Below are 17,618 nucleotides of genomic sequence, written 5' to 3' on the forward strand. Positions count from 1 at the left end.
TGTTCAGCGAAGACGAATGCGGGGGTCGATCAGCGGGGCGACCAGATCGGCAAGCAAGTTGCCGAGCACGATGAAAGCAGCGGAGACGAGGGTGACGCCCATGATGATCGGGATGTCGACACGCTGGATCGCCTGCCAAGCCAGCTGACCAATGCCGGGCCAGCCAAAGACCGATTCCACCACGACAATGCCGCCCATGAAGATGCCGATATCGATGCCAATCATCGCAATGATCGGCAGCACGGCATTTGGCAAAGCATGGCGCAGGATCACCCGCGCGCGGCCCAAACCCTTGGCGCGGGCGGTGCGAATGTAATCGGCGCGCAATACCTCGATCATCGAAGAGCGCATCATCCGGCTGTACCAGCCCGAGCCGAGGATGCCCAAAGTGACGGCGGGAAGGACCAGATGCGCGGCGGTGCCGTAGCCGCCAATCGGGAACCAGCCAAGCTTCACCGCGAAGACGTAAAGAAGCAGCAGCCCGACCACGAATTGCGGGGCCGAGACGGCGACGAAGCTGCCGACCATCAGCCCTTGGTCCAGCGCCTTGCCCTTCCAAAGCGCGGCCACCACGCCAAGCGTCAGGCCAATCGCCAGCTCAGCCCCGATCCCGGCCAGCATCAAAAGAAGCGAGGCGGGAAGCCGCGACCAGATCAGCTCGGCCACATCGGTCTTTTGCAGATAGCTGCGGCCCAGATCGCCTTGCAAAAGGTTCGCGAGGTAGCGGCCGTATTGCACGATGAAAGACTGATCGAGGCCGAGCTGCTGGCGGATATTCTCAACCGTTGCCGCAGTGGCGGCGCGGCCCGCGATCTGGCGCACCGGATCGGCGGGCAGGACGAAAAGCAGCACGAAGGTGATGAAGCTGACGCCCAGCAGGATCAGCGCAGATTGGACCAAGCGGCGCAGAATATAAGAGGCCATCAGCTGCGCCCTCTTTGCGTTGGGTCCAGCACTTCGCGCAAAGCGTCTCCAACCAGATTGAAGGCAAGGGCCAGAAGCACGATGGCGGCACCGGGGATGAAGACCAGCCAAGGGGCGGCTTGGAAATAAGTTTGGTTCTCGAAGATGATATTGCCCCAGCTTGGGGTGGGGGGCTGCACGCCAACGCCAAGGAAGGAGAGCGTCGCCTCCAAAAGCACGGTGGTTGAGATGCCCAGCGTGCCCCAGACGATCACCGTCGGCACCAGATGCGGCAGGATATGTTTGAAGAGGATCCGTCCGGTGCTCGCGCCCAAAACCCGCTCGGCGGCGATGAACTCGCGCTCGGCAAGCGCCGTGGTCTCGGTGTAGATCACCCGCGCGGTCTGCACCCAATTGACCAAAGCGATCACCATCACCACGATCCAAAGCGAGGGCGAGAAGATCGCCGCAAGGCAGATCGCCAGCAAAAGTGCGGGAAAGGCCATCATCAGATCGGTCAGCCGCATCAAGGCGCTGCCGATCCAGCCGCGGAAAAAGCCCGCGGTAACGCCGACCAAAGTGCCAATCGCCAAAGCGATACCATTGGCCAGAACGCCAATCACCAGCGAGGTTTGCGCGCCGTAAAGCATCCGGCTGAGAAGATCGCGGCCCAGAAGATCGGTGCCCATCAGATAGGTCGCATTGGGCGGCAGGGGTGCGCCCTCCAGCGTCAGCCCGTCAAAATGCTGTTCTTGCGGCGCATAGGGCGCGATCAGCGGCGCGAAGACCGCGCCAAGCACCACCAAGGCAATGATCGCCAGCCCTAGCACCGCGAGCTTGCGGCGCATCAACCGGCGCAGGGTCGTGTTCGGGGGCGCGGGAAGGACGGTCAGATCACTCATCACGGCCCCCTTCGGCGCGCGGGGGTCGTTGCGCTGCCACCACCCGCTCGGCCGCGGCCTCAAAGCTGATCCGCCAAGCCATCGCCATGGCGCGCAGCTGGGCATAGGCCTCATCCTCGGACTTCCCAAGCCCGATCAACATTCCCACCGCCCGCACCACGGTTTGCCTCTGGTCGAGCCGCTGGCGCAAAGAGGCGATCTCGGCCGCCAAAGCCTGCCTTGCATCAAAAGCCGCCCGCGCGGTCAAAAGTGCCGAGAAGACGCCGCTGCCGCCGATGGGCTTCACAAGTTGCGCATCCGCGCCGGCATTCAGCGCCCATTCGATGCGCCCCGGCGCCTCGCTGCCGATAAGGGCGATCAAGGGCATCGGTGCCTCTCCGGCCTCCCATGGAAACTGGCTGTCATGGCCGTAATCGGCGTCGAAGAAGACAAAATCCGCCGTCATCACCGAAGGCGGCAAATCGGGCCAGCAGGGCTCAACTTGCAGGCCAATCGCGGTCAATTGCCGCTCCAAAGCCTGCACGGTGGGATGCGGGCGATGCAGCATCATTGCGCGCGCGCCGCCCAAGTTCTGGCTGCGGACCCGGCGCTTCATGGCACCACCCGCAGCTTTGGTTGACCTGCCTCGGACCGAGCTTGGGTCAGCCAAGGATCGGCATCGACCCTTCCAAAATCTGCGATCACCTCAAACTGACCGGCCCGCACCTGCCCGATCAGCGCTGGCAAAGCGGTGTGATGGGTGTGCCGATCCACGCGGATCTGCGCCGCCGCTTCGGGCGTGAGCAGCGAAGAGATCGGCAGTTGCTCGGCCCCCGGACGGCCGTTGAGAAGCCGCGCCAACATCCAGACCGCCGCATAGCCCGAAGCCTCATGCGATGAACCAAAGCGCCCCTTTGTCGGCTGGCCTTGGGTGGCGCGGAAATAGGGGCCAGCGGCGATCAACCCTTCGGCGGCCTCGCCAATCGCTGGCAGTTCACATTCGGTGAGGTTGCACGACAGCACCGGGCAGCTTTGCGCGGTGAAATGCGGGTCCAGCTGCCCCAAGGCGGCATAGGCCCTAAGGAAGGTATATTGCGTTTGGCCGATCAGATTGTTGAGGATGAAATTGGGCCGCGTGGCGCGGATTTCCGCGATCATCCGCTCAACATCCGTTGAGCCGATCGGCAGGTAGCGTTCACCCAGAATCTCGCCCCCGGCTTCGCTGATCCGCTCACGGGCCAGCCGGTTCATCTCCCAGCCCCAGATGTAGTTCGAGCCGGTCAGATAGGCGCTTTTGCCGAAACGCTCAAAGCTCCAACGCAAAAGCGGCAGCAGATGCTGGTTTGGGCAGGCATGGGTATAGACCACATGGTCCGATGCCTCGAAGCCTTCATAGGGCACCACATACCACAGGCTGGCGCGCGCGCGTTCCAGCGTTGGGATCACCTCTTTGCGGCTGGATGAGGTGACGCAGCCAATAACATGCCGCGCCGTGCTGCTTTGCAAAAGCTCTTCGCAAAGCGGGCCGTAAAGATCGAGATTGCCGCCGGGATCACGTTCCACCGGAGTGAAGCGGATGTCCAAAGCCGGGTCGGCATTGACCTCATCAATCGCGGTCAAAACGCCCAAGCGGCAGGCCTCGGAGATCAGCACATAGCTGCCCGAGCGGGAGTAGAGAAGCCCAAGGTCAATCTGCCGCTTCATAAGGCCCCAAACGAAAAAAGCCCCGCCCCGACAGGCGACGCTACGCTTATCGGGAATCGGGGCCTGAATGCCGCTATATGGGGCTAGCTGACCGGATCGCTGGGCCGTTCGTCAAGAGAATTGATGGAAAGCCTAAGCGCGCCGGCTTTCCATGATGGTTTTGCCGATCAGAACGACCAAAGCCAGAAGCGTCAAAGTCGTGGCAGCCGCGAAAGAGCCTGCAACGTTAAGATCATGGAACAACAGATCAATTTGCAGCGGCAGCGTGTTGGTCTGGCCCCGGATATTGCCTGAGACCACCGAAACGCCACCGAATTCACCAATCGCCCGCGCGCCGCACAAAATTGCGCCGTAAAGCAGCGCCCAGCGGATATTGGGCAGGGTCACACGGCGAAACACCTGCCAACCGCTCGCGCCCAAGGTGAGCGCGGCCTGCTCTTGCTCGGAGCCTTGCGCCTGCATCAAGGGCAGCACTTCGCGCATCACGAAGGGCGAGGTGACGAACATGGTCACCAGCACAATGCCGGGCAAAGCGAAAAGGATCTGCACGTCATTGGCCAGAAGGTACGGCCCCAGCAGCCCCTGCCGCCCGTAAAGCAGCAGGTAGCAAATCCCTGCGATGATCGGCGAGATCGAGAAGGGAATCTCGATCAAAGTCAGCAGGGTTTTGCGGCCCGGAAAGCTGAACCGCGCAACCACCCAAGCCGCGGCAATGCCGAAAGCGATGTTCAAAGGCACCACGATCACCGCGACCAGCATGGTGAGATAGATGGCATGCAAGGTGTCGGGCGAGAGGATGTTTTGGCTAAAGGCCTGCCAACCAGCGGCAAAGGCGCGGCTGAAGATGAAGGCCATCGGCACGACGACAAAGATCATCGACAGCGCAACCGCCGCCCCGATCAAGAGGCGCGGCACCAACCGGCTTTCCCGTGGGGCCATCGCGCCCGGAGCGGCAACAACGCTCATCCGGTTTTCCCCCGATAGCGCAGGGCACGCGCCTGCAAGATGTTCGAGATCGCAAGCAGCACCAAAGCGATGATCAGCAAGGTCAAAGCGATCACCGCCGCGCCGTTGTAATCATATTCCTCAAGCCGGATCACCGCGAGAAGCGAGGCGATCTCGGTCTTGAAGGGCAGGTTGCCCGCGATGAAGATCACCGCGCCAAACTCACCCAGCGAGCGCGCGAAAGAAAGGGTGATCCCCACCAAAAGCGCTGGGAAGATCGCCGGAAAGACCACGCGGCGGAAGATGGTGAACGGATGCGCGCCCAATGTCCGGGCGGCCTCTTCATATTGCGGATCCAGATCCTCAAGCACCGGCTGCACGGTGCGGATCACGAAGGGGATCGAGGTGAAGGCCATCGCGGCCGCCACGCCCCAGATCGTAAAGACCACCTGAATGCCCATCGGCTCAAGGATCGCGCCATACCAGCCATTCGCGGCAAAAAGCGCCGAAAGCGCAAGGCCGGCCACGGCGGTGGGCAGCGCGAAAGGAATATCAACCAAAGCGTCCAGCAGACGCCGGCCGGGAAAGTTATAGCGCACCAGCACCCAAGCCATCAGCACGCCGTAAATGGCGTTGAACACCGTGGCCATCGCCGCAGCGGTCAGCGTGAGTTGCAAAGCGGCCAAGGTGCGTGGCGCCGTGGCAATCGCCCAAAAGCGCGCCGGGCCAATCTCGGCGCCTTTCAGCACCAAAGCGATGACCGGCAAAAGCACGATGACGCCGAGATAGGTCAGCGTCACGCCCATCGTCAGGCCAAATCCGGGAAGGACCCGCTTCGACCTTTTGGCCGAAGCGGGAAGCGATGCGCTTGTCATTGATTGACAAAGACCTGATCGAGGATCGCACCTTCGGCAAAATGCTCGGTGCGGATCTGATCCCAGCCGCCGAAGACATCGTCAACGTTCACGAGTTTGACTTCCGGGAAGTTGGCGGCGAACTCAGCTTTAGCGGCCTCGTCATGCACGCGGTAGAAATGCGCGGCGAGGATTTTTTGGCCTTCGGGCGCATAGAGGAAGTCGAGGTAGGCTTTCGACACTTCCTCGCTGCCGGCTTTCTTGGCGTTCTCAGCCACGATCGCCACCGGGAATTCCGAGTAAAGCGACAGCGACGGCGTCACGCGGACGAAGCCTTGGTCGGCATATTCTTTGGCGATGCCACCGGTTTCAGCCTCGAAGGTGATCAGCACGTCACCGATACCTTTTTCAGCAAAGGTCACGGTCGAAGCGCGACCACCTTGGTCAAAGACCGGCACATTGGCAAAGAGCGCTTTCACAAACTCTTGCGCCTTGGCTTGGTCACCCGCATTGGCGTCCAAAGCATAGGCATAGGCCGCCAGATAGGTGTAGCGCGCATTGCCGCTGGTTTTCGGGTTCGGGAAGACGACTTGCACGCCTTCGGCCACCAGATCATCCCAATCCTCGATGCCTTTGGGGTTGTCCTTGCGGACCAAGAAGGCGGGCAGCGAGTAATAGGGCGAGGCGTTGTTGCCAAAGGCGTCACGCCAGTTCGGGTCGACCAGACCACCATCGGCCAGCACGTCAATATCGGTGACTTGGTTGAAGGTCACCACATCCGCGCCCAGACCTTCCAAGATCGAGCGGGCCTGCTTGGACGAGCCGCCATGCGATTGGTCGATGGTGACATCGCGGCCGGTGTCAGCCTTCCATTTCGCAGCGAACTCGGGGTTGATCGCTTCAAAAAGCTCACGCGCCACATCGTAAGAGACGTTGAGGATTTTGTCTTGCGCCAGCACCGGGCCGGCAAGGCTCAGCGCGATGGCTGCAGCAAAAATACGGGATTTCATCTGGAGGACTCCTTGATGAGTGATACAGGGGCCGGAGCGGGCGCAGGCTGCGCCGGGGTTGGCGATCCGGGGAAAATATGGCCCACTTCGGGGCGGAGGGTGACGGTTTGCCCAAGGGACAAAGCCGGAGCCGCGCGGCGCGGCAATTCGGCCTCGGCCTGACAGTCAGCCGGGCCTTCCATGCGCAGCCGCAGCAAAGCGCCGGTGGTGGCAATCTCGGTCACGCGGAAGGCGCCCTCAGGGCTGGGCAAAAGCGTGATATCGGCGGGGCGCAGGAACAAGGTAGCCGGGCCATCCGCCATCGCGCGGCGCGGCAAGGCCGAAGTATCAAGGCCAGCAGCCTCGGCCCGACCGGCGCGCATCGTCACCGGGATCTCGACCGTGAGGCCAAGGAACCGGGCCACGAAAGGCGAGGCCGGGTGATCATAGATCTGATCCGCGCTGCCGATCTGCTCGATCAGCCCAGCGCCCATCACCACGACGCGATCGGCCAGTTCAAAGGCCTCTTCTTGGTCATGGGTGACGAAAATCGTGGTGGTGCCAGCCTTGTCATGCACCTCGCGCAGCCAGCGGCGCAGATCGCGGCGCACCTGTGCGTCCAAAGCGCCGAAAGGTTCATCAAGAAGCAAGACCGCGGGATCAATCGCCAAAGCCCGACCCAAGGCGACGCGCTGACGCTGACCGCCCGAAAGCTCGGCCGGGTAGCGATCGGCCAAATGCGGGATTTGCAGGAAATGCAGGAGTTCCTCGACCTTCTTGGCGATGGTCGCAGGCGCAGGGCGATGCGCGCGGTCCATCACAGTCAAGCCAAAGGCGATGTTGTCGCGCACCTTCATATGCGGGAATAAAGCGTAGTGCTGAAAGACAAAGCCGGTGCGGCGCTCTTGTGCCTTCTTGTCCAGCCAATCCTCGCCGCCCACCACCAGACGGCCCGCATCCGGCCAATCCAGACCCGCGATGATCTTCAAAAGCGTGGTCTTGCCCGAGCCCGAGGGCCCCAGCAACGCCACCAGCTCACCCGATTTCACTTCAAGGTCGATGCCCCGAAGAACCTCGGTTTGGCCAAAGCGGCGAGTCAGATTTTGAACGGTCAGGGACATGCGATTTCTTTCAGGCCTTAGACTGGGAACCTAATGACCTGCCCCCCGGTGGCGCAATAGAAGGGCTGGGCAAATTGCGGCGCGCTTGTAGAATAATAATCTACAAAACTGGCTGAATTGAGAAGAGGTGCGGAAAAGGCTTCTCTTGCACCGGCAGAATCCGGCTTTCGCATTTATCGCGCACGCGTAACGGGTTGAGCTTTTCAGGCGTGAAAGAAGGGGCGCGTTGCCCGCCTCAAAGCCTGATTGCACCGCTTTCCAAAGCCGCAGCCAAAGCATCCACCGCCTCGGCCAGCCGCTGGTCAATGACATGCAGATATTGCGTCCAATCTTTCAGCTCATGTACCTCGGCCACACCATCCGAGATACCGCGCAGCCCGATCAGCGGCAGGCCAAAGCGCTGGCAGGCGCGCAGATGGGCAAAGGTTTCCATATCGACCATCTCTTCCGCGATCTGGTCATAGGCCGTGCCGGTGACGATATTGGCCCCGGTAGACAGGCTGGCCGTCAGGACGCCCGGAATGCGGTGCGGAAGATCGATCCGCGCGGGCAAGTCCAAGAACGGCGTGCGCCCCTTCTCAAAACCCAAGGCCGAGGCATCCATATCGCGGTAGCCCACGGCCGAGACCTGGTAGACCTGCGCCTGTTGCAGCCCGCGCGACCCGGCCGAGCCGAGCGAGACCACCAGCCGGGGCTTTTCCGCCATCGCCGCCAAAGCTGCGGTCAGGACCACCGCGCCTTCGACCGGGCCGATGCCTGTCATCAAAGGCGTGATGCGCGCGCGCAAGGCGGGGCCATATTCAGCCTCGGCCGCCATGACGAAAAGCACCGGCACTCCGGCAATAAGATCAAGCTGCGAGGTCATAAAAACTCCTCTTTGCGGGGCAGGTGACAGAGCCGCGCGATTTGGGCAAGCCTGCGCAGCTCACTTCCGACGCTTGGCTTTAGGCGCGGGGGCGAGGCTTGCCTCAACCGCGTCCAGATCGGTGACGCCCTCTAAGATCAGCGCCGAAAGACCAAGGGTGATGGTGACGCCCTTGGGTTCCGCTGCGATCTTTGGCGCTTGCGGCCAAGCCTCCAAGACCAACCGATCCTCGGGCCGGTAGTCAAGGATGCGGCAGATCCCGCCATAGGCGATGTGATAGCTGTTGCCGCCCGGTCCGCCGGTGATGGTGTTCTCACCGGGGCCGATGTGGAAGATATGCGCCCCATCGCCCGCCGTGACGACATTGCGCCCCGGCCCGGTGTGGATCACCGAGCTGCGATCGCCATCGGTGATCAGATCATTGCCCGGACCACCATAGATCCGGTTAAAGCCGGTGCCGCCATAGATGACATCATCGCCCGCGCCACCATCCAGCGTGGCGCGCCCCTCGGCCCCGATCAACGTGTCATTGCCTGCCCCGCCGTAGAAGGCATGCTCATCATGGCGGCGGTTCGAGATCGCCACCAAAAGATCGTCGCCATCACCGCCCTCGAACTGCGCCCCGGCATAGACCGGGCCATACATCCGGTCGCCCTTATGGCTGCCCCTCACCCGCACCGGCACCCGCTCGGACGCCTCGAACAGGATCGCGCTTTCGGGATGCGCCACCACCTCAAAGGCGCGCGGCGTCTCGCCATCGGCCTCATCTCGGGCGGTGACGGTGCCGATCCGCACCGTGCCAATCCCCGCAGGCACCCGCAAAACATGGCCATCCGGCCCGCCCAGATACCAAAGCACATGCTGCCCGCCGGGGGCCGGTTGCAGCCGGTCGGCAGCGGCCCCGTAAGCCCAGAAATGGCTGTCCGCCGGAGGGCCTTGCAGCACCACCGCACCATCCATAGCCATCATGGCATTCAGCCCAGAGTCAGGCTTTTCCAACCCTGAAAGATCAAGGCCCAGCCGCGCCGCCGCAGCGACCAACTCATTGCGCAGGGCTTGGGTCTCTGCGCAACCGATTAGGTTCGTGGTCTCTCCCGGATCACGGACCAGATCGTAGACATGCTCCTCGCCGCTCGGATAGCGGAAGTAGCGCAGATGCTGCAAAGCGGGGTCCGAGGGGCGCACCGAAAGCGTGCCAAAGACCGCCGTCAGTGGCGATTGGCTGCGGTCATAGCTGCCGAAGCTTTCATCCAGCAAAGGCAGCAAGCTCTGCCCCGAGGGCCAATCGGGCCGCGCGGGAAGCCCGGCCAGATCCAAGATCGTCTTGGGGATATTGTGCAAGGACACCGGGCAATCCACCACCTGCCCGCCCGCCATCCCGGCATGCCAAAGGCCCAAAGGCACATGCGCCGCCGCATCCCATTGGCTCATCTTATGAAAGCTGTCATGGGTGCCAAGGTTGAACCCATTGTCCGAGACCAGCATCACCGTGGTGTTCTGCCCCAAAGCCGAGGCCTGCAACGCATCCAAAAACCGCCCGATCTCATGATCGACATGGCTACAAGCGGCGAAATAGGCCCGCACCACCTGCCGCCAAGCCGCATCCCCCGCCTTCTCGGGCGTCCAGCGACCGTTGACGATATAGGCCATCTCATAGACCGCCATCCCGGGCTGGGGGCCGTGGTAGTCATCGGGATGCGCCGAGCGCGGCCAGATGATCTGATCCGGATCATACATCTGATAAAACCTGTCCGGGCAGGTCAGATTGTAATGCGGATGCTTGAAGCCCAGCTGGATCAGATTGCGGCGCTTCGGGTCGGCGCGCCCTAGAAAATCGATCGCATTTTGCGCCACGGAATGGTCATAGAAGGTGTGGTCATAGGCCCCGTCATCATTGGGGTGATTGACGCCCTCAATCCCCGGCCCGGTGTCGAGGTATTTATGTATATGCCGCCGCCGACCACGATCATCCGCCGCCACATCCTCATGAAAAAGAACCCGGCGATAGTCTTCCGGCATCGGCTTGTAATTGGCGTCGGTCTTGCCGGTCGTGAAGCAATGAAACCCCGCCCGGCGCAGGTCATAGACCCATGAGGCTGTGGGCGGCAAAGCATCGCGCCAAAAGCGGTTGAGATCGACGAGGCCAGTGACAAAGGGTGAAAGCCCGGTGGAGACCTCGGCCCGGCAAGGCGCGCAAAGCGGGATCGTGGCATAGGCATTTGCAAAGCGCGTGCCCTGCGCCATCAGCCGGTCAATGTTGGGGGTCTGGATCGTCACCCCAAAGGCATCGCGCCAAGTGAAGATATCGATCAGATCATCGATCCAGATCAGACAGATATTGCCATTCGCAATGCTGGCGCGATCAAAGCTCATGCTGCGCCCCCGGATGCAAAGGCAAGCGCGCAGGCAGCGCCCAGCGATTAAGCATGCTCCCCGAAGCCGCTGGCGCCTGCCATGTGTCACGCATGGCGCTGCGGTTGATCGGCAAGCCATCGCCTTGCGCGGCAAGGCCGTAAGCATGGAGCAGAGTGGCGCCTATCGGCGGAGCCGAGGTGGTTAAGATCAGCGCGCGCGGATCATCCGGCGCAAGGGCGACGTTGAGAAGGGCGCAACCTTCCGGCGCGGCTTGCAGCGCAAATCCTGCCAAGGGCCCAGCGCGGTGCGGATCTGCTGTATCGATCACCAGATCCGCCATCGCCCGGAAGGTAACGCGGATCTGACAACCGTCATATTCCGCCAGCAAAGGCTGCGGGCAAAGCCAATCCTCGCCCGCCAAAGCGGCGTCGAGCGCGTAAGCGTCCAGTTCCGCCAGATCGCTGCGCCCCGCCTCGGTCAGCCTGCCGTAGCCCTCTTGCGCCCCGGCATAAGCAGGCGTGGTCAGGATCAGATGATGCGGGCCGGGGCTGATGCTAAGCTCTTGGAACCCCTGCAAAGCCGGATGTTCAGCGCTTTGATCGGTGCCACTTTCGGCATCGGTCAGGAAGATCGGTGGCCGCATACCACGCACGCGCATCGCGGCCGTGATCTGCGCCATGAGGCCGCGCAGGCTGGCGGCGAAATCCGTGGCCGAGGTGGTCAGATCCTCAAAGCCAAAGCCAAGCGTCACCGCCAGAACCTGCGGCTTACGGTTCAGGCTTGCCGCCGCGTCGCTAAGATTATCCAGCGCGGTCAGGAAATTGGCGAAGGCTGGCCCCTGCCCCAACCGCGCAATCGAGCAGGCGGCATCGGTTTCGACCCGCGTGACGATCAGCGGCAAGGCGCGGCGCTGGTCGTAGCGGCGCGCCAAGAGGTGATCGGCGATCAGCGCCTCGCGGCTGCGGTGGCGCAGCTGTTGCAGCGCGGCGGTACGGGGGGCCGCATCGGTGCCCTCCAGCCCCACCGCGCCGATGTGATCGCGCGCCGCCAAGATGTTGTAGCGAAAGCGCGGCGGACCTGCGTTAAAGCCCGCGCGGCGCGGGCTGCCAAGGCCGATGATCGCCATCAGATCGCCCGGCGCATCGGCCAGAGTATCGCCCCCCGCAACGGGGCGCAGATAGGCGCGCGGGCCGTCTTCCAACCGCGCATCAAAGCGCAGCCAAACGTCCTCGGCCCGCAAGTTCCACGCGTCGATGTCGCCAAGAAGCTCAAAAGGATCAAGCCGTTGCAGCCCCGCAGTTTGCAAAGCCGCTTCCGCCGCGCGCTTTTCGCGGCGGCGGGCCTTGCGGGCTTCGCGGTCCAAATCCTCAGCCATTCTTAGCGCACCAATTGCAGCGTCTGGGGCAGATTGAGCCCCGGAAAGACTTGCCCCTCAATATCCGAAAGGGCCAGCCCAAACATCTCATGCAAAAGCGCGCCCGCATAGCCGCGCACATCCGCCGTGGGCATCAGATCGCGGCGGGCGAGCAGATCAGCCTCATCAAGCCCCGGCCAATCGCCCATGATCTGACCACCGCGGATCGCGCCCCCGGCCAGCAAAGCCACCCCGCCGGTGCCATGATCGGTTCCACCGCTGCCATTCTCGGCCACGGTGCGGCCAAATTCGGTCAAGGCGATCACAGAGGTGCGCGCCCAATCCGCGCCCAAACCTTCGCGCAGCGAGAGCAGCATTTCGCTAAAGGCGGCAAGGCGCTTGCCCATGTGGTATTCTTGCCGATGATGTGTGTCCCACCCGCTGAAGGAGAAGGTGGCGATCCGCGCCTCACCACGCAGCCGCTCGGCCACATAGCCGCCCAAGGCCTTCTCGCCACTGTTGCCCGAGGCAGCTTCGGTCTCACCGCGCAAAAGCTGCGCCTCGGCATAGGTTGGGCTGAGATCGGGGGATTCGTCATAAAGATCGCCCAAGAGATCAAGCCCTTGTGGCGACATCCGGCTATCGGCCACCGGATACCAATGCTGCACCCGCGCCTTGCCTTCAAGGATCAGCATCGGCTCAACCCCGACCGTGACCGCGCCCAAGGACTGTGCCCCCGGCGTGACCTGCAAAGCGCGATTGAGCCAGCCATCCCGCGCCAACGTCGCGGCACCCGAGGCCTCTCCCGAGCCGGTTTCCAGTGCATCTTGGCCATCGAAATGGCTGCGGCTGCGATAGGGCGTGGCGACGGCGGTGGCAAAGCTCAATTCGCCCGCCTGCCACAAGGGCATCAGCGGCGCGCAGGCCGGATGGAGGCCGAAAAACCCATTCAGCGGCAGCGATTGTTCTTCGGCATTTTGCGCCAGCTTGGGGCGCAAACGCGCAAAGTCCGGGTCTCCTAGAGGACGCAGCAGATCCAAGCCATCCATCGCGCCGCGCAGCACGATCACCACCAAACGGTTCTCGCCCGGAGCCGCCGCGAAGGTCATTGGCGTCAGGATCGGCGCGGCTGCCGCCGAGCAGCCGATCAGGAAGTCGCGCCGTGAGAGCAAGATCCCGGCCATTCTACCTCCGCATCATGCCGGGAGAACCGAGGAGCACCGCCACCCCCTCCCAACGCTGTTCGGCGCGACCCACGGCTTGGATGGTCTCGCGCGCCTCCGCCCCCAAGGCGATCGCAGCCAGGGCCGCCGGTTCGGCCTTCTCCCCGTAGCGACGGCCCAGCATCTCGGCCCAGTTGAGCCGCGCCGCAAGGCTGGGGGCTGAAAGCCAAGCCTCGGCCGTATCGGGCCAGCCATCGGGGTCCGGCGCACGAAAGGCGGGCTGGCCGAGCGTGTTCAGCTGTTTATCCACCCGCAAGCGGTTCTTGCCCTCGGACTGGTCGAGACCCAGCCCCAAGACCCGCATCGTCGCCACCATATATTCCTGCGGGCGGCGCAGTTTTTGGAACTTCGGATCGGCAGCGGCGGGGTGATTGAGCAGCACCTCATAGACCGGGATCAGCGCGGTATCATGCTGAAGATAGGCCTGAGCCATGGCATCGACCAGATCGGCGGGGGGCTGGTCGGCGATGAAATGCACCGCCAAAGCCTGCGCCACGCTTTGCGCCGTCTCGGGCCGACGGGCGACAAAATTGATCAACCGCGCGATCTCATCAAGGCCCGGCTCAAAGACCATGCCAAGGATCTTTTTGTTCCAAGGCTCGGCCCGCATCAGGTCGAGACCCGGGCCGTTTTCATCATAACCCATGCCCGCAAAAAGCCGGGCCAGCTCGGTCACGTCATGCTGATCATAGCCGCGCCCCATGCTGTGCAGCTCCAGAAACTCGCGGGCATAATTCTCATTCAAGCCGCGCTTGCGCTTCTTGCCCAGTTCGGAACTTGGCCCCACCGAGGCGGCTTGGTCGAGGTATTCAAGCATCGCCGGATGCCAAGCCGAGGCTTCCAGCATATCGGCAAAACGCCCCGCGATATAGGGCCGGATCGCCTCTTCGCGGTAGGGGCCAAGGAAACCCACGCCGGGGCCCTTTTTATAGGCCACAGTCAGCCGGTTGGCCCAGAAATTCACCAGCCTTTCGGCAAAGCCGTTCGGGGTGACGACCGCATCCCAAACCCAATCGTTAAGCTCTTCGGCCATCAAAGCCTGCAAGGCCTTTTGCGCCGGATTTTCCTTCGGCCCGCCCATCTTAGCGGCTTGGCTCAGTGCGCGTTGCTCGGCCAGAAGTGCCAGCCGATGGGTCAGCGTCAGCCCCTCACGCGGGATCGGCTTTTGCGGATCTTGCAGCTGGACCAAGAGCCGCGCGGGATCGAGCCCTGCGGCGGGCAAAATGCCATCCTCAAGACGGGGGCCATAGCCGAAGCGGATGCTCTCGATCAGCGTTCCGGATGGCACCTTTTGCTCCTAGATCCAGTCGAGAAAGACCCTTTGCGCGTAGGGTCCAGCCATGACCCGCGCGCGCAATTCACGGTAGCGCGGCCGCAAGTCTTTGAATTTGCGCTCATGTGTCTCGACAATAAGGCAACGCACCCGTTCGAACAATCCTTGCTCTTCCAGCGCCTCAAGAATGTCGAGCTCGGCCCCTTCGATGTCCATCTTGATCAAAGCGATCTCGCGGCCATCGGCGGTCAACTGGCGCAGAAGCGCTGGGAAATCGATCAGATCAACCTCGATCCCGTCACTTTCTTCGATCATACGACCGCCGCCGATGATGGTGCTTTTGACCGAGGCCGCCGCAGGGTTCTCGGCAAAGTTTTGCGCCCGCATCAGCCGGATCTTTCCGCCCGAGGCCCCGACGGCGGCATTGTGCAGGGTGACGTTTTCCAGCCCAGCGCAGGCTTCGCTGAGTTGGGCAAAGGCGTAAGGGTCCGGCTCATAGGCCAGCACCTGCGCGCCGGTGCGCGCCATTTGGGTGCTGATCTTGCCGACATTCGCCCCGCAATCGAGCACCAGATCACCCGGTTTCAGCATAGCAAGGATGCCCGCGAGAAAGCCCTCAGCCTCGGCCTTGCGCAGGTTGCGCTTATAGCGCCGGACCTGCGCTTGCAGCTTTTCAAGCTCGGGCGATGCGGCTTCAGGGGCGGCCTGTTCTTCCGTCACGCGTCGTCACTCCTGACGTAATGTCCTTGGATCGGCGGAGCATAAGGTTTTGCGGTCAAAGGCTTGCGGGCGGCGGTCAAGAGCATATGTGGCCCGATCAAGGCGCGCTCTCCGCCGCGCGGCTTGCCGGTTGGGTCTTCCACCGGGATCACCCGCATCGGCGCTTTGCGGTAGACAAGCGAGACTTCAAGCATCTCATAGCCGCGCGCATGATGCCAATAGCGCCACGGCACATCCGGCCCGGTCTGGAAAAACCCATGGCCAAACCAGCCATCGGCCGAGACATATGACAGAAACAACCCGCCCGGCTTCAACATCGCATGACAAGAATCCAAGGCCTGACCGATGTGGAAGATATGCTCGGTGGTACCGCCGTCGATCACGATGTCGAATTGCTCATGCAGATGGGCGGGCGCGGGGTGGTTGAGATCATGCACATGCTGCGCGCCCTCGGCATCAGTGAAATCCATCGCCTCGATCGTGGGATAGCCGAGTTTGGTAAAAAGCGCCTCGGTGAAACCATCGGGTTGCACGATATCGGCCTCGGTCATCGGGCATCCGGCGCGCTCGGTCTCGGCCAGAAAGCGGGCGAGACGGCGGCCGTTGAGATGCAGCTTCTGGCGGCCAAGGATCAGCCCGCGCTGCGCGCCTGCCGCCGCATGGCGGTGCCGCATCAAAAAGGTGGCGGGGCAAAGCGAGACACCCATAATCAGCCCTGCCCTTCTTCGGGATCGCTGGCTTCAGGTGCCAAACGGCCCACAAAATTTACCCCATAATGCTTGCGCATCATCGCGCGGCCCTTGTTCATCAGCCCCGCTTCGCGCAGCACCGTGGGGTTGCGATAATGCACGGTGTGGATCACCTGATCTTCGGGCAAGGCTTTGCCACGCATCAGGCCGCCAAGGATGTAATGCTGCGCCTCGGGCAGGATGTTCCATGCAAGCCCCGCCCGCTGGATCGCCAAAGGCAGGGTCATCTGATCCAGATAGGGCCGCCGGTGCGGCAAATCTACGTCACGGTCCAGCTGTCGGGCGGTGTCATACCAGACATCGGGGAAGCGCTGCGCTTGGCCTGTGGCTTCGGGGAAAACCACCAGCCCGGCGCTGAAATAGGGCACCACCTCTTGCCTTGTGCGGCGCATGAGGCGCACCCGTTCTTGCGGCACCTTCATGTCGAAACGCGCGTAGATCCGCTCCCAGACCGATTGCTCGCCCCAGTTCATCGAGGCCGCGACCGAACAAGACACATGGTCCTGTTTCACCAAAGCCTCGGCGCTATTGGGCTGCAAAAAGAGCACATCGCTGTCGACAAAAGCCGAGAATTCACTCTCGCGCGGCTGCATCGCCGCAATGATCTTATTGCCATGCGGATAGGGCGCATCCCACATCCCAAGCGTCCGCATCGGACGGATCTCGGCCCCGAGCATCTCATGCGCCCTTAGCACTCCGGGGTGCAGCTCGGCCATTCGGTGCTCGGGGCAATAGCCGATCGTTGCCACCTCAGGCCCAAAGTTCTCGCGGATTGAAGCGAGCAGCATGCAGGCCATCGTCTGATAATCGGGCGGCTCGACGATATAGACGAAGGTCAGCCGAGGCTTTGGCATCACTGCTCCAAAGCCTTTGCCGGATCGACGCCGGTTTGTTCGCACATCCGCGCGGCATAGGAGTTCGCCAGCGGCACATTCTTGCGCCACCAAGGCTTGGTGCCATTGGTGTAGAGGTGCACCGACAGGGTTTGATCGGTGAAATGCCCCTCGACCCGACCATAGGGGTCAAAGAACACATCGTTCAGCTGGAAAGGCACCGGATAAAGCACGTCATGCGACAGGGCGCGCTCATAATCGCCGGTCTGCTGGGCGAACCAAGTGAAGGCTTGCGGGCCAAAGGAGGTGCGCTCGGCGTTATAGATCCGCACCGCTTGCGGCAAAGCACTGTCTTGTTTGTCCAAACGCTTGCGCTGCTGCTTGTTGAACCAAGCCGGGGCGTCGGGCAGGTTGTCGTAGTAATCCAGCAAGGCGTCGATCAGCGCGCCCTGCTGCGGGATATAGACAACGCCGCAATTCAGCGCGCCGCGGAAGCCGTGGCCCGCATAGATATGCTCCATCTCATCGGGGAAGGGCTTGTGGCAAAAGGCGTCGCAATCAATCCAGATCGCATTGGTCTTCTGGATCATCTTGTAGCGAAAGACGTTCGACAGAAAGCTTTCCGAGGTCTGGCGCACGATCTCCATATCGATGTCCATGATCTCGGTCGCCGGGCGCACGATCACACCTTCGGGCACGTTTTCAACGGCTTCGGTGCAGTAAAGCGTGGTCGGATGGCCCTGCTGAACGTGAGAGAGCAGGCAGAATTGGTTGATGTAATGCAGCCTTGGGCCGATCCAGAGCGAGGCGACGGGGCGGCGGGTCGGGTTGGTCATGTCATGCTCCCAT

Annotated in this window: 17 protein-coding genes; all 17 read right to left on the minus strand. The window is 62.4% G+C overall.

What is annotated here, in order from left to right; translation table 11 throughout:
* Nucleotides 1-3: 3 nt before the first annotated feature.
* The 17 genes from Q9295_RS09320 to Q9295_RS09400 all read right to left on the minus strand — a co-directional run bounded on the left by Q9295_RS09320 (nt 4) and on the right by Q9295_RS09400 (nt 17,605).
* Nucleotides 4-924, minus strand: a complete 921-nt coding sequence (locus Q9295_RS09320) for an ABC transporter permease (protein WP_306680272.1) — start codon at nt 922-924, stop codon at nt 4-6.
* Nucleotides 924-1,805, minus strand: coding sequence for an ABC transporter permease (locus tag Q9295_RS09325; protein WP_306680273.1), 882 nt, complete (start codon nt 1,803-1,805; stop codon nt 924-926). The genes Q9295_RS09320 and Q9295_RS09325 overlap by 1 nt, the downstream gene beginning before the upstream one ends.
* Nucleotides 1,798-2,400, minus strand: coding sequence for an ANTAR domain-containing response regulator (locus tag Q9295_RS09330; protein ID WP_306680274.1), 603 nt, complete (start codon nt 2,398-2,400; stop codon nt 1,798-1,800). Before Q9295_RS09330 ends, Q9295_RS09325 begins: the two co-directional genes overlap by 8 nt.
* Nucleotides 2,397-3,488 (minus strand): transporter substrate-binding protein, encoded by a 1,092-nt coding sequence (locus tag Q9295_RS09335; protein WP_306680275.1) that lies wholly within the window; start codon nt 3,486-3,488, stop codon nt 2,397-2,399. Before Q9295_RS09335 ends, Q9295_RS09330 begins: the two co-directional genes overlap by 4 nt.
* Before the next feature lie 132 nt (nt 3,489-3,620).
* Nucleotides 3,621-4,454, minus strand: coding sequence for a sulfate ABC transporter permease subunit CysW (gene cysW, locus Q9295_RS09340; protein ID WP_306680276.1), 834 nt, complete (start codon nt 4,452-4,454; stop codon nt 3,621-3,623).
* Complete coding sequence (gene cysT, locus Q9295_RS09345) at nt 4,451-5,308, minus strand: sulfate ABC transporter permease subunit CysT (RefSeq protein WP_306680278.1); 858 nt, start codon at nt 5,306-5,308, stop codon at nt 4,451-4,453. The genes cysW and cysT overlap by 4 nt, the downstream gene beginning before the upstream one ends.
* Entirely contained in the window at nt 5,305-6,297 is a 993-nt protein-coding gene (locus Q9295_RS09350; RefSeq protein ID WP_306680279.1) for a sulfate ABC transporter substrate-binding protein, read from the minus strand. Before Q9295_RS09350 ends, cysT begins: the two co-directional genes overlap by 4 nt.
* Nucleotides 6,294-7,397: a sulfate/molybdate ABC transporter ATP-binding protein gene (locus Q9295_RS09355; protein ID WP_306680280.1), complete on the minus strand. Its 1,104-nt coding sequence runs from the start codon at nt 7,395-7,397 to the stop codon at nt 6,294-6,296. Before Q9295_RS09355 ends, Q9295_RS09350 begins: the two co-directional genes overlap by 4 nt.
* 235 nt (nt 7,398-7,632) lie before the next feature.
* Nucleotides 7,633-8,262 (minus strand): 5'-methylthioadenosine/S-adenosylhomocysteine nucleosidase, encoded by a 630-nt coding sequence (locus Q9295_RS09360; RefSeq protein ID WP_306680281.1) that lies wholly within the window; start codon nt 8,260-8,262, stop codon nt 7,633-7,635.
* A 60-nt stretch (nt 8,263-8,322) separates the two neighbouring features.
* Nucleotides 8,323-10,635, minus strand: a complete 2,313-nt coding sequence (locus Q9295_RS09365) for a sulfatase-like hydrolase/transferase (RefSeq protein ID WP_306680282.1) — start codon at nt 10,633-10,635, stop codon at nt 8,323-8,325.
* Complete coding sequence (locus Q9295_RS09370) at nt 10,625-11,992, minus strand: hypothetical protein (protein ID WP_306680283.1); 1,368 nt, start codon at nt 11,990-11,992, stop codon at nt 10,625-10,627. The genes Q9295_RS09365 and Q9295_RS09370 overlap by 11 nt, the downstream gene beginning before the upstream one ends.
* A gap of 2 nt (nt 11,993-11,994) precedes the next feature.
* Nucleotides 11,995-13,155, minus strand: coding sequence for a DUF1501 domain-containing protein (locus Q9295_RS09375; RefSeq protein WP_306680284.1), 1,161 nt, complete (start codon nt 13,153-13,155; stop codon nt 11,995-11,997).
* A gap of 1 nt (nt 13,156) precedes the next feature.
* A complete protein-coding gene (locus Q9295_RS09380; protein ID WP_306680285.1) occupies nt 13,157-14,482 on the minus strand; it encodes a DUF1800 domain-containing protein in 1,326 nt (441 codons plus the stop codon).
* Between the two features lie 9 nt (nt 14,483-14,491).
* A complete protein-coding gene (locus Q9295_RS09385) occupies nt 14,492-15,187 on the minus strand; it encodes an FkbM family methyltransferase (protein ID WP_306680286.1) in 696 nt (231 codons plus the stop codon).
* Nucleotides 15,184-15,894 carry a class I SAM-dependent methyltransferase gene (locus Q9295_RS09390; protein WP_306680287.1) on the minus strand — a complete coding sequence of 237 codons (711 nt, stop codon included), beginning with the start codon at nt 15,892-15,894 and terminating at the stop codon, nt 15,184-15,186. Before Q9295_RS09390 ends, Q9295_RS09385 begins: the two co-directional genes overlap by 4 nt.
* A gap of 2 nt (nt 15,895-15,896) precedes the next feature.
* Entirely contained in the window at nt 15,897-16,790 is an 894-nt protein-coding gene (locus tag Q9295_RS09395) for a GT-B fold glycosyltransferase domain-containing protein (RefSeq protein WP_306680288.1), read from the minus strand.
* Nucleotides 16,790-17,605, minus strand: a complete 816-nt coding sequence (locus Q9295_RS09400) for a hypothetical protein (protein ID WP_306680289.1) — start codon at nt 17,603-17,605, stop codon at nt 16,790-16,792. The genes Q9295_RS09395 and Q9295_RS09400 overlap by 1 nt, the downstream gene beginning before the upstream one ends.
* Nucleotides 17,606-17,618 lie beyond the last annotated feature (13 nt).

Source organism: Pseudogemmobacter lacusdianii, from assembly GCF_030848395.1.
Classification (GTDB): Bacteria; Pseudomonadota; Alphaproteobacteria; order Rhodobacterales; family Rhodobacteraceae; genus Pseudogemmobacter; species Pseudogemmobacter lacusdianii.